The 12881-nt window shown below is 64.0% G+C and carries 8 protein-coding genes and 2 pseudogenes; 6 read left to right on the top strand and 4 right to left on the bottom strand.

The window, feature by feature from the left end:
- Positions 1-321 precede the first annotated feature (321 nt).
- A pseudogene (locus tag EET13_RS13300) lies at positions 322-783 on the bottom strand (transposase); the annotation flags it as partial.
- A gap of 1404 nt (positions 784-2187) precedes the next feature.
- On the opposite strand from EET13_RS13300, the gene EET13_RS13310 reads away from it, so the two are divergent.
- The 4 genes from EET13_RS13310 (at position 2188) to EET13_RS13325 (ending at position 7534) form a co-directional block, all read left to right on the top strand.
- Positions 2188-3333 (top strand): EspA/EspE family type VII secretion system effector, encoded by a 1146-nt coding sequence (locus EET13_RS13310; protein WP_122442741.1) that lies wholly within the window; start codon positions 2188-2190, stop codon positions 3331-3333.
- 28 nt (positions 3334-3361) lie between these two features.
- On the top strand, positions 3362-3673 hold the full coding sequence (locus EET13_RS13315) for an ESX-1 secretion-associated protein (protein WP_168990769.1): 312 nt from the start codon (positions 3362-3364) through the stop codon (positions 3671-3673).
- A 665-nt stretch (positions 3674-4338) separates the two neighbouring features.
- Positions 4339-7323 (top strand): acyl-CoA synthetase, encoded by a 2985-nt coding sequence (locus EET13_RS13320; RefSeq protein WP_122442743.1) that lies wholly within the window; start codon positions 4339-4341, stop codon positions 7321-7323.
- On the top strand, positions 7316-7534 hold the full coding sequence (locus EET13_RS13325; RefSeq protein WP_122442744.1) for a Trm112 family protein: 219 nt from the start codon (positions 7316-7318) through the stop codon (positions 7532-7534). Before EET13_RS13320 ends, EET13_RS13325 begins: the two co-directional genes overlap by 8 nt.
- Here EET13_RS13325 and EET13_RS13330 read toward each other — a convergent pair.
- The 3 genes from EET13_RS13330 to EET13_RS13340 are packed head-to-tail and all read right to left on the bottom strand — an operon-like array spanning position 7500 to position 9630.
- Positions 7500-8111, bottom strand: a complete 612-nt coding sequence (locus EET13_RS13330) for a TetR/AcrR family transcriptional regulator (RefSeq protein ID WP_122442745.1) — start codon at positions 8109-8111, stop codon at positions 7500-7502. The genes EET13_RS13325 and EET13_RS13330 overlap by 35 nt on opposite strands.
- Complete coding sequence (locus EET13_RS13335; RefSeq protein WP_211189068.1) at positions 8111-8860, bottom strand: ABC transporter permease; 750 nt, start codon at positions 8858-8860, stop codon at positions 8111-8113. Before EET13_RS13335 ends, EET13_RS13330 begins: the two co-directional genes overlap by 1 nt.
- 2 nt (positions 8861-8862) lie before the next feature.
- On the bottom strand, positions 8863-9630 hold the full coding sequence (locus tag EET13_RS13340; RefSeq protein ID WP_122442746.1) for an ABC transporter ATP-binding protein: 768 nt from the start codon (positions 9628-9630) through the stop codon (positions 8863-8865).
- 57 nt (positions 9631-9687) lie between these two features.
- Here EET13_RS13340 and EET13_RS13345 point away from each other — a divergent pair, with 57 nt between their 5' ends.
- Positions 9688-10299, top strand: coding sequence for a DNA-3-methyladenine glycosylase (locus EET13_RS13345; RefSeq protein ID WP_122442748.1), 612 nt, complete (start codon positions 9688-9690; stop codon positions 10297-10299).
- 1351 nt (positions 10300-11650) lie between these two features.
- Positions 11651-12439: pseudogene (locus tag EET13_RS13350) on the top strand (FkbM family methyltransferase); the annotation flags it as partial.
- Between the last annotated feature and the right edge of the window lie 442 nt (positions 12440-12881).

Below are 12881 nucleotides of genomic sequence, written 5' to 3' on the forward strand. Positions count from 1 at the left end.
GTGCCCGCTGCGCAGCGCCGGCGGTGACCGTCGAGGAACGCGTCAACGACACCAATTTCTGCCGATCCCCGTCACGCAGTGCCAACGGCGCAATTCGCATGCATGATTGTCCCCAACCTGCACCGTAAAACTATTTCAGACACGGCGCACTAGCCTCGATTTTGCGTGCCGGTGGGCTTGGGGGCGGAATGACCTCGGCTGAGCTTGTGGCACTTAGTATTTCGTGATGTAGCGTGCTCGGCGGGACCCGTTTCGCCGGGTTGGACGGCTTTCCCAGGTGCTGGTTCTTTCGTGGCGTGTTGGGACAGGTGGCTCTGCGGGTCAGGGGAAGGCGGCGCGGATGCGGTGCCAGGCGGTGGTGATGGTCATGGCCCACCGCCACGTTGCGTCAATGCGCAGCCGCAGTTGTCGTGCGCCGCGGGTGATGCGGGCGGCCACGTGCAGCACGCGGTAGCGAAACGTGGCGATCTCGCAGCGGGCGATTTCGGGTTGATCGACGAATCCGATGAGTTTCGCCCAGGCAACCAGGTCGCTGGCAGCCAAGATGATTTCGAGCCATGCGGCGTTGGCGTGAAAGTCGTGGCAGGGCAGGTTGGACAGCCCGGTGGCCTTGCCTTCACGGATGCGGTCCTCCACGCGGGCGTGTTGGCGGTGCCGCAGCTCAAGCCCGGCCAACTGCCCCGCGATGACCCCTGGCGGTGTGTCGGTGATGAATGCGGTGACCCGCATGCCGTCGACATCGGTGAACCGCAATTGCGCGCCCGGGTGCGGGCGCTCCTTACGTCGGCGAACCGCTGGCAAGTGCAGCGTCTCCAACACCGTGGCCTGCTCGGCGTCGCTGAGTGCACGGGGCTGGACCTGCGGCCCACCGAACCGGCGTCCTGGCCGCCAGCAGGCTGTTTGATGCGCCGCAACTGCACGGGCGCGGGCGCCGGCTGCTGGGGCGGTCTGGCTGCGGTAGTAGGACGCCCGCGGCACGCCCACCGCGTCCTCCGCTATCTCAGGGGCTGTGCGGTTCCCGCGCAATTTGGCGCGCGCGGATCTGCAAGAAGATTTTGTACCGCAAATGTGAGCTTTGCGGCGATGACGCCATTCCGCAACCGCACGGGCTGGATAGCGGGGCCGGTATCCAACGAATGCAACAGTTATTGATCTGATGCACGGATGCCACCTCGCAGGGACACCGTCAGAGACGGAGGCGCGGCTCTTATGAACGCCGGGAGGCCCGATAGCCGCGACGCGGTTGTTCAGAACGTTGGCGGTCGCGGACGGCCGCCCCGATGCGGTGTCCGCCTTCCGAATGGTTCGGCGCTGGCTCACGGCGCCGCACCGGATCGAGATGTAGTTGCTGGCCGTAGAACGCGGGGGTGGACCGAGCAACCCGGTTCGGCGGGTCGGCAGGCGTGACATTTTTCCCGCTACGATCATCTGGTCGCTCGTCAAACCGAACGGTGGCGCTCTCGGCCCATGCCGTGTCGGAGCGCGGCGGCCGCCGCATCGCGACCGTCACCATGGACCGGTTTCGGCCCAAGCCGGATGACGCCGATGGGCCAAGCCCAAACTTGCTCAGCCGTCTATGTTTTGGCCCGTCATGAAACGACAAGACGAGGCCTCCGCGGGGTTGATGCGCGCACGTGACAAGCGAGCGTCCCGCCGTCCAGTCTTCGGTCACGATACGTTCACCGGATGGTAACGGCCAGATCTCGACCGGCTCTTGCGCATGCGGCTGACCCGGCATAACCTTGCTTCTGCAATACAACTGTATTGCAGAAGCAACGCTCTCGTACGGTCTCTTACGTTGCGCCCGCGGACGGGACGTGGCGGTATGACATGCCGGGCGAAAGCGTCTGTTTGGTGCTTGTCTGAGGAGCAGCAATGGGATTGCGCCGCGAGGGAATCGTCCAGCTCGGCTGCGTGCTCCACTACCGAATGCGAACAGTGATGCCGTCCACATTGCAATTCGTGGACGGCATGCGATGCCGCCGGCGGCGACCCAACGGTCAGCAGTCGGCCGGCCATCGACAATGCCGGTAAACGCTTTGTTCTGAACCAGTTTGGCTGCAGCGATCCGTTGCTGCTCAACCGAATTCTGTGCCCCGCCATTGTGGGCATTACTTGCTATGCACGGCTTCGCGCCCGGCGCTGTACCGCCGGCAATCGGATTATCTTGAGGGAGGACGAATCACATTGGATCGTGCCTGGATCATCGACTCGGCAATCGACACCATTGACGGGTTCGAGGCGGCACTGGGCATCGGTATCCCGATGTCCGGAGATGCTTTCAACACCAGTTCGTCATGGTTTGCTCGAAGTGCTCGAGAGCAGGCATCGGCCGCCGCCGGTGACCGCTGGCAGGGCAGTGCGGCCGAGGCCTATACCGCCAAGAACCAGCTGCAAAAGGTCCGCGAAGAGATCATGGCGGATCTGGACTACATAACGGGCACGCTGGTAACCGAGCAAGCGGACGCAGTAAAGAACACCCGCGATGTCTTGTCGTTCGCCAGGGAAGTCCTCAAGATCGCACGTTCTATTGCGATTGGCCTTTCCTATATACCGCTTGTCGGACAATGGATCTCGGACTCATTTCAGCTTCCGATCACGTCCCTCATGATGAGCATCGTTACAGCTGCACTCGCCTCTTTGGCGGCCAAGACGGCCGAAGACGCCGCGAAGCTGGTTGCGGCGCTGTGGAAATTGGTCGAGCTGCTGGAAGCGTTGATCGAGGATGAAGTGGTTTCGATTGTGTCGGACATTGAATTCGATGTGAGGGAACTTGTTTCACGCCTGGAGTCCGACCTGTACGCGACCTGGTCGGACATGACCAGAATCTTTTCCGAAATGGACTCCGGATTGCCCTTGGTGTCCAGCATGACTTCGCTGTCGGGCATAGCGGGTATGGCGAGCAAGTCCGGCTCGGCTGGTTCGGCGATCATGCCCGGCCTCACTCACGTGATGGACTTGGCTCATTTGTCCGAGCCGGCCCAGTCCTTGGTGGGTGCCGGCTTGCCGTCATCGGGCCAGCTCGGCGGTTCGATGAGTCAGATGAGGTCATTCCCAACGGAAATCGGACCGCCCGCTGCCACCGGCCACCTTGGTGACCAGCCGCGCGCAGCCAGTGCGCAGTCCTCGACCGGTACGCAGGGCGCGCCCGGCTCGGTGCCCCATTCCGCGTCCCGCCGACCGCGGGACCACGAAGCCAATGGTGCAGCCTCGGGGGTCGACAGTGGGGGACGCGCACCCATCGAGGCTCTGACATCGACCCCCGCTCCAAGCAGGAAGGAGACCCTCTTCGTGAATGCCCTTGTGTCACAACCATCCGGCGTCAGCCCCTAGCAAAATCGTCGAGCGAAGAGGAGTAAACATGGGAGGTTTCCTCTACGTCGCGCCGGAGTTCCTGAGCGTGCTGGAGCGAATTCAACAGAACGTGTCGGCCGACGTGAAATCCGCGGTCGACGTGGTCGACGGGATCAGCCAGGCAGTTTCGACGACCCACGGTTCGTTCTGCTCGCTGTTCAACCAGACCTTGGCCGGGTTCGAGACGGTCCGTGGCGTCACGGGTGCATGCGTACAAACGGTCGACGGCCAGCTTGCGGAGAAGCTGCGTAAGACCGCCCATGCTTACCTCGACACCGACGAAGGGGCGGCCAGCCTGCTCAGTAAGTTCTTTCGCTGATCACGACCCTGCCGGTCAGCCGGCTCATGCGCCAAGTCGAGATCGGGTAGCTGGCTGACGCACGCTCCCGCGAGTCGCTGCGCGGAAGTGATCGTCAATGCTGCGGGCTTGTGAAGCCATCGCATGAATCCGAGGTGTCGTGTCCGGTAATCGTGCGGGTCATGCGGCCGGGCGGACGGATCCGTTCGACCCAGAATCGGTTCGACCCAGAAGTCGGATACCACGCCACCGGCTGCGCGCCGGACGGATTATTGGCCGTACACGCCCGGCGGTCCGGCCCGCACGGTTCGCCAGCTCGCTACTGCTCACCGGGAAGTCAGAACGTCTGAGCCGTGGGTGTGAGGCGGACCTCTTCGACGTCTTCGCATTCGTAGCATGTTTCGGCTCAAGGAATTTCGGTTCGCTTCCGGCTGCGGGGTGGTGCGTGCCGCGCTGCATGGGCGCTGATGTGCGGTGTGAGGCGATGGCGTCGGCGTCGCCGAACAGCGCTGGGCGACACGTTGGCCACCGGTAAGACCAACCATCGCGAACCGCGGGCACCGGCCCTTTCGAGCGCCCCGTCAGGGTCGGTGTGGAATGATGTCCACGCTGGTCAAGGCCAACTCAGGCAGCACCCAGGCAGCACTCGGTGAGCATTCAGGAGCACTCAGGAGCACTCAGGAGCAGTGGTGGATCTCAATTTGTCGATGGTCACACGCCCGGTCGAGCGTCTGGTGGCCACAGCCCAGAATGGTCTGGAAGTCCTGCGGCTGGGCGGCCTGGAAACGGGCAGCGCGCCGTCGCCGTCGCAGATCGTCGAGAGCGTGCCGATGTACAAGCTGCGGCGGTACTTCCCGCCGGACACTCGGCCCGGGCACGCGCCTGTGGGTCCGCCGGTGCTGATGGTGCACCCGATGATGATGTCGGCCGACATGTGGGACGTCACCCGCGAGGACGGGGCGGTGGGCATCTTGCACGCCCGCGGTCTGGATCCGTGGGTCATCGATTTCGGCTCACCGGACAAGGTCGAGGGCGGCATGCGCCGCAACCTGGCCGACCACATCGTCGCCCTCAGTCAGGCCATCGACACGGTCAAGGACACCACCGGGCAGGACGTGCATCTCGTCGGCTACTCGCAGGGCGGGATGTGGTGCTATCAGGTCGCCGCCTATCGGCGCTCCAAGAACCTCGCCAGCATCGTGGCGTTCGGCTCGCCGGTGGACACCCTGGCCGCGTTGCCGATGGGTATTCCGGCCAACTTCGGAGCGGCCGCCGCCAGTTTCATGGCAGATCACGTCTTCAATCGACTGGCCATCCCCAGCTGGATGGCGCGCACCGGTTTCCAGATGATGGATCCGCTCAAGACGGCCAAGGCCCGCCTCGACTTCCTGCGGCAGCTTCACGACCGCGAGGCCCTGCTGCCGCGGGAACAACAGCGCCGGTTCCTCGAATCCGAAGGCTGGATCGCCTGGTCCGGTCCAGCGATCTCAGAGCTGCTCAAGCAGTTCATCGCCCACAACCGGATGATGACCGGGGGTTTCGCCATCAGCGGTCAAATGGTGACGCTCACCGACATCACCTGCCCGATACTGGCTTTCGTCGGCGAAGTCGACGACATCGGCCAGCCGGCGTCGGTGCGCGGCATCCGCCGCGCCGCGCCCAACACCGAGGTCTACGAATGTCTCATCCGCACCGGCCATTTCGGTCTCGTCGTCGGATCCAGGGCAGCGCACCAGAGCTGGCCCACGGTCGCCGACTGGGTGCGCTGGATCTCCAGCGATGGTGACAAGCCGGCCAACATCAGCTTGATGGTCGAGCAGCCGGCCGAACACACCGACAGCGGAGTCGCGTTCAGCTCCCGCGTTGCGCACGGCATCGGAGAGGTCTCCGAGGCGGCCCTGGCCATGGCCCGGGGTGCGGCGGAGGCGGTCGTCGCCGCCAACAAATCCATGCGCACCCTGGCCGTCGAGACCGTCCGCACGCTGCCCCGGTTGGCCCGGTTGGGCCAACTCAACGACCACACCCGCATATCGCTGGGCCGGATCATCGACGAACAGGCCCACGACGCGCCGCAGGGCGAATTCCTGCTGTTCGACGATCGCGTGCACACCTACGAGGCCGTGAATCGGCGTATCAACAACGTCGTTCGCGGCCTCATCGACGTGGGGGTGCGCCAGGGGGACCGGGTGGGCGTGCTGATGGAGACCCGGCCCAGCGCGCTGGTCGCCATCGCGGCGTTGTCCAGGTTGGGGGCGATCGTGGTGCTGATGCGCCAAGACGTCGACCTGGCCGCACAGGTGCGGCTCGGCGGAGCGACCGAGATCATCACCGATCCCACCAACCTTGCCGCGGCCCGCCAATTACCCGGACAGGTGCTGGTGCTGGGTGGCGGCGAGTCACGAGATTTGGATCTGCCCGAAGACGCCGACGTCATCGACATGGAGAAGATCGACCCCGATGCTGTCCAATTACCCGCTTGGTACCGCCAAAACCCTGGTCTGGCAAGGGATTTGGCGTTCGTTGCGTTCAGCGCGGTCGGGGGTGAGCTGGTCGCCAAGCAGATCACCAATTACCGGTGGGCGGTCTCGGCCTTCGGCACGGCCTCGACGGCCGCTCTGGACCGTCGAGACACCGTGTACTGCCTGACACCGCTGCACCATGAATCGGCGCTGCTGGTCAGCCTGGGCGGCGCGGTCGTGGGCGGCACGCGCATCGCACTGTCGCGCGGACTCTGTGCCGACCGGTTCGTCGCCGAGGTACGTCGTTACGGCGTCACCGTCGTGTCCTACACCTGGGCCATGCTGCGCGACGTGGTCGACGATCCGGCGTTTGCTCTCAACGGCAACCACCCCGTGCGGCTGTTTATCGGCTCGGGTATGCCGACCGGATTGTGGGGGCGCGTCGTCGACACCTTCGCCCCGGCACATGTCGTCGAGTTCTTCGCCACCACCGACGGGCAGGCGGTGCTGGCCAACGTGTCCGGCGCCAAGATCGGCAGCAAGGGCCGCCCGTTGCCCGGCGCCGGACGGGTCGAACTCGGTGCTTACGACGCCGAACACGACCTGATCCTGGAAAACGAAAGTGGGTTCGTCCAGGTTGCCGACGTCAACCAGGTTGGCGTGCTGCTCGCACACGCCAGTGGACCGATCGACCCGAGCGCGTCGATCAAGCGGGGCGTCTTCGCACCCGCCGACACCTGGATCTCCACCGAATACCTGTTCTACCGCGATGCTGACGGGGACTACTGGCTGGCGGGCCGGCGCGGCTCGGTCGTACGCACCGCGCGTGGAATGGTCTATGCCGAGCCGGTCACCGATGCGCTGGGCTGCGTCAACGGTGTCGACCTCGCGGTCACCTATGACGTTGCGGTCAACGGCAAGCAGTTCGCCATCTCAGCGGTGACCTTGCGGCCGGGAGCTGCCATCACCGCGGCCGATTTGACCGAGGCGGTGGCGGGCATGTCGGTTGGACTGGGACCCGACATCGTGCATGTGGTCTCGCAGCTGACGCTCAGCGCGACCTACCGTCCCACCGTCAGTGCGCTGCGGGCGGCCGGAATACCCAAGGCCGGGCGGCAGGCATGGCATTTCGATCCCGCCTCCGGCGAGTTCCGCAAGCTGACTCCAGCAGTGCGTAGCGAGTTGTGCGGCCAGAAATCCGTCGATGATTGACGACAGGCTACTGAGCATCCTGGTGTGTCCGGCTGACCGGGGACCGCTACTGCTCGTGGATGACGGCAGCGCGCTGTACAACCCGCGGCTGCGGCGCGCCTATCGCATCGAGGACGGCATCCCGGTCCTGCTGGTCGACCAGGCCCGTGACGTCGGTGACGACGAGCACACGCGCTTCACGGCGTCAGGTCATCCGACAGATCCCCGGTGAGGTAGCGCTGCAGGTTCGGCGCCATCGTCTGCACGATCTGCTCGGCCGGCAGCGACGCGAACGGCTCCACCTTGACGATGTAGCGCGCCATGGCCACGCCGATCAACTGGGAGGCGACGAACTGGGCGCGGATCCGCCCGGTGCCGGGGGGATTGTCGACGCGTGAACCCAACTCCTTGGTGACCACGTCCTCGAAGAAGGACCGCACGAAGGTGACGTCGGTGCCCGTTAGCAGCGACCGCACCGTCGCGATCAACCGTGGGCCCAGCTCGGAATCCCACAGCGCGAGCAGCGCGGCCGGCAGCTTCACGGCGAGTTCTTCGACGGGGGTTTCCCGCATCGGCACGATGATGTCCATCGGATCGACCGGGATGTGAATAGCGGCGGCGAAAAGCTGTTGTTTGGTGCCGAAGTAGTGATGCACCAAGGCGGCGTCCACCCCGGCTGCCGCGGCCACCGCTCGGATCGAGGTTCGGTCAATACCGTCGTGCGCAAACAGTTCTCGCGCACACGCCAGAATGCGCTCACGGGTATCCGAGATCCCGGCCGGCCGGCCGGGGCGGCGGCGCCCTGCCATTACGGGGTCCGTCGTCGCAATGTCACCCCGGCCAGGGCCATGGACCCGACCGCGAACATCAGCACCACCACGACGTCGCGCACGGTGGTGTAGGTCAGCTCGGAATGCGCACCAACCTGCTGCAGCGCCTCCAGGGCGTAGCTGGCCGGCATCGCATTGCTGATCCACTGCAGCCAGGTCGGCATCAGCGCCCGCGGCACGATGATGCCCGCCAGCAGCAGCTGCGGCACCATCACCAGCGGGATGAACTGCACGGCCTGAAACTCCGTGCGCGCGAACGCACTACAGAGCAATCCCAGACCGACACCCAAGACCGCGTTGACGATCGCGATGACGAACACCCATACCGGGCTGCCCGCGGTGTCAAAGCCCAGGACCCGAAACGCCACAATGCAGGCGACCGTGGCCTGGGCCGCCGCGGCGATCGAAAACGCGGTTCCGTAGCCGGCAAGCAGATCAAACCGCCGCAGCGGGGTGGTCAAGATTCGCTCCAGGGTTCCCGAAGCCCGTTCCCGCTGCATGGTGATCGCGGTGATCACGAACATCACGAATAACGGGAAAAGGCCCAGCAGCACCAGACAGGCAGTGTTGAACCCCGAGGGTGTCCCGGGGCGATGCGGGACCTTGTCAAACATGAAATACATCAGCGTGAGGACAAGAACGGGCACCAGCAGGATCATTGCGATGCTGCGGTGATCAGCGGCCAGCTGACGCAGAATCCGCGCGGTGGTGGCCGTATAGCTCTGCAGGCTCAGCCGGCCGCGGGCGCGGTGGTGGTGCGTCGGATGATGGACAGGAACGCGTCCTCCAGTGATGTGCATCCGGTTTCCTTCCGTAGTTGGTCCGGTGTGGTGTGGGCCAGCAACCGCCCCTCCCGCAACAGCAGCAGATCGCCGCAGCGGTCGGCCTCGTCCATCACGTGGCTGGACACCAGCAGCGTGGTGCCACGCTGCGCCAGTGCGGTGAACTGTTCCCAGAGTTCGACCCGCAGCACCGGGTCCAGGCCAATGGTCGGCTCGTCGAGCACCAGCAGATCGGGCCGGCCGACCAAGGCACAGGCCAGCGAGACCCGGGCCCGCTGGCCGCCCGAGAGGTTGGCACAGCGCGCGCTCCGGTGGCTGCTCAGGTCCACCGCGTCGATCACCTCGTCGGCGGTGTGGCCGTCGACCCCGCAGAGTTCGGCGAAGTAGCGGACGTTGTCGATCACCCGCAGGTCGTTGTAGACGGTCGGGTCCTGAGGCATGTATCCGACGCGATGACGTAACTGGGCCGTCCCGGCCGGCAGCCCCAGCACGCGCACCGAACCGGAGGTAAGGATCTGGGAGCCGACGATGCAGCGCATCAGTGTGGTCTTGCCTGAGCCGGACGGGCCGAGCAGCCCCGTGATGGTTCCGCGCGCGACTCGAAGCGAAACATCTTGCACGGCAGGATGTTTGCCTCGGATAACAGTCAAGTGTTCGATGACGACCGCGGGCTCGACACCGTTCGAAATTAATTCATCACTCGATGAACTCATCATATGATGAATATCGACCTGTTGTCGGCGCTTGTCAAGGGGCACGGCACAATCTCTCCGGTGAGTGCTGAGCAACTACTGGTGGACCCGGTCGATGCTGCGCGCCGCTTACTGGGCGCCACGCTCGCCGGGCGCGGGGTGCGCGGCATTGTCGTCGAGGTCGAGGCCTATGGCGGAGAACCTCACGGCCCCTGGCCGGACGCCGCGGCGCATTCCTACCGCGGGCTCAACGGACGGAACGCGGTGATGTTCGGGCCACCCGGCCGGCTCTACACCTACCGCAGCCACGGCATCCATGTCTGCGCCAATGTGTCCTGCGGGCCCGACGGCACGGCTGCCGCTGTTTTGCTGCGGGCCTGCGCCATCGAGGACGGCATTGATGTCGCGCGGGCTCGCCGCGGCGAACTAATCCGTACCGCCGCATTGGCGCGTGGTCCGGGAAACCTCTGCTCGGCACTGGGAATCAGCATGTCGGACAACGGGATTGACCTGTTTGATCCAGATAGCCCGGTAAGGCTGGAGCTGGCCGATCCGGCCACGGCGCGGTCCGGCCCGCGAGTCGGGGTAAGCCATGCCGCCGACCGGCCGTGGCGGTTGTGGCTTGCGGGGCGGCCGGAGGTGTCGGCCTATCGGCGCAGCCCCCGAGCGCCGGTCCCGGGCGCCAGCGATTAGGCGATGCTGGCGTCATGATGTGGCGTCACCCGGTCGGTCAAAGGCCGGGAAAGGCGGACAACGGCGTCATCGACCGATCTACCCAACTGGCGGGGATTGTTTGCCTCGCATTCCACGCTGGTCTAGGACCGGAACAACCTGCTCCCAAGAACGTGGTGGGCGAGGTGTGCGGTGCGCCCGACTGGTCGCGCGGGCCAACGCTGACCAGGAAACCTCGGCTGAACTGTAATGGCTAGGGCCACGATCGAGACCTAGCCGCGCATCGGGCCGGCGGCTGCGGTCGGGGCTAAAGGGCTAAGCATGCAGGGAGAGCTGAGGATTGGCGTGAAGCCCTTCTGGCAGATGTCGATGTGGCGGGATGTGTCACGCGAGGCTGCCCCGGTTTACACCCGCCAGTACACCAACTGACAAAACATGTGTATTGTTTACAGTACGCATGTACTACTATGCCGATGGTGACAGAACGAACGCTGTGACTGAGTTATCTCAGGAAAGAGATGTGAATGTCAACGTTGGGGTGTGATTGGTGTGCCTCCAGGGCGGAGCCGGCATAGGTGTGTGCGAGTCCGTGTCCTTCGTGGCGGCGCCGGCGGGCACGAAGTCATAGTCTCACGCCGAACGCGGCTCGGCGGTTTTCGAGCGAGGTGTCGTCATGGGTGTCGTCGGTGACCGACGACATGCATTCGGTGACGGAGTTGGCGGTACTGAATGCGGGCGCGTTGGCGGAGGGTCTTTCTCGCTGCATTGCTCGTTGCTGGGTGGGCTAGGGGCATATTCATGTGGTCGGTTTTGGGGAATTATCCGTTACCGGAATTCCCCAAGAACTTAAGGTGGCTGGTGCTTCTTGTGTTGCGGTGATCGGCTGGTCGCGGCTGTTCGAGTCGTATTAGTGGGTGACTTTGGGGCGGGCGCCTGTTCAGGCGGATTTGTTGCGGTCAAAGGCGAACTTCTGTGAGGGCCCGCGCGCCGGGCTCGGTTTATGGTGTGCCCGCGCCAATTTCGCCAATGATTCCGCTGGCTACTGCTAACGCTACTAGCGCTACAGTGCCGGCACCGATGTCTCACAACCACCGTGACCAGAAATCCGTTGTCGCCCCGAATCATGGATTCCAACATCGAGTCGAGCCATCGCTAGCTTGGCTACGCACGAATTCAAACGCGATATCTATACAAAGCTTTCTTCGTCCTGGGCAAGCGACGAAGAGCAAACAGCCTACGGAGCCGGTGGCTCATTGGCGGGGCAGCGCGCCCGCTGCGGGGCTAGATCACATCACACGACGTCGAAGTCGATGACGACCATTGCTGCTTGCGGGACCAATCATGAGGAGTAGATATGGCGCTAACGCTTGAACGGGTACTTCGAAGCCTTCGGCGCGGCCAACGGTGGCTGCCAGGTGGATTGTCGCCGTGGGACTGGCGCGGGCTGCAAATCACGCTTGAGCCAGGTTCGACAATCTCGTGGTGTGTCCGGTTGACTGGAAATTTCGAAGAAACTGAAATCGATATCGCGGCCGCACTTTATAGCGCGCTCTATCCCGGGCGCTGCATCGTCGACGTGGGTGCCAACGTCGGTCTGCATAGCCTGGCCTGGGCGAAAGCTGCCCCGGTAGTTGCCTTGGAACCGGCGGCGCATACGTATGAGCGTCTCGAAGCCAATGTGGCCGCCAACGGCCTCCAGGGTCGCATCCACCCATTGCGCGTTGCTGCCGGAGAGACGGTAGGTGAGGTGGAGTTTTTCGTCGCGGCCGACAGTGCCTTCAGCTCACTAAAGGACACCAGCCGCAAGAAGATACGCGAGCGCACCCGGGTACCGTGTACGACGCTGGATGCGCTTGCGATGCAGCTGCCCCTGCCAGTAGGTTTGCTGAAAATCGACGTCGAAGGACTTGAAAGCGAGGTCATTTCCGGCGCGACGGAACTTCTGCGGCGCGATCGTCCCATTCTGCTGGTGGAAATATATGGGGGCACCGCCTCTAATCCGGACCCAGCCGCGACCGTCGAGCGCATCCGCGCGCTCGGGTATGAGCCGTTTGTCTACGCCCATGACACCGGCCTGCTGCCGTACCAGGTGCACCGCGACGATCGATACAATTATTTCTTTATCCCGCGGGCGCCGATGCTACCGAACCTTGATGTCTAGCATTTGGCCTGCAATAGGTGGGTCTGCTGAACGGTATAGATGACCGTTTTGATCTGCACGGATTGACAGGCCGGAGTGGATACGATCGCTTCGAACTCGATGAGGTCAACCGTGAATCATCGCCGTTACCGGTGATAATTGTGTAGGGGCACGTGATTGCTTGCTACATCTCATCACCGCAGTGGGATACTGCCCGTGAGCGTTCGCGCCGAACGTGGCCGACGGCCACTCCCGCGATGTAGACCGCCTGGCTATCCAATCGTGACAGCTGGCGTTTGCTGCGCAATGCCGCGCGATACCGGGATGGGTCGGGAATGGCGTGTTCCCCGTGAATGAGTCCGGCTTGTTTTAGAGTCCTGTGGCCCGAGGTCGGGCTGGAAGGGACGATGAAACACATGGCTGGTCGTAAGCGGCATTCCGCGGAGGACATCGTGCGCAAGTT

The sequence above is a fragment of the Mycobacterium attenuatum genome (genome assembly GCF_900566085.1).
Taxonomy (GTDB): domain Bacteria; phylum Actinomycetota; class Actinomycetes; order Mycobacteriales; family Mycobacteriaceae; genus Mycobacterium; species Mycobacterium attenuatum.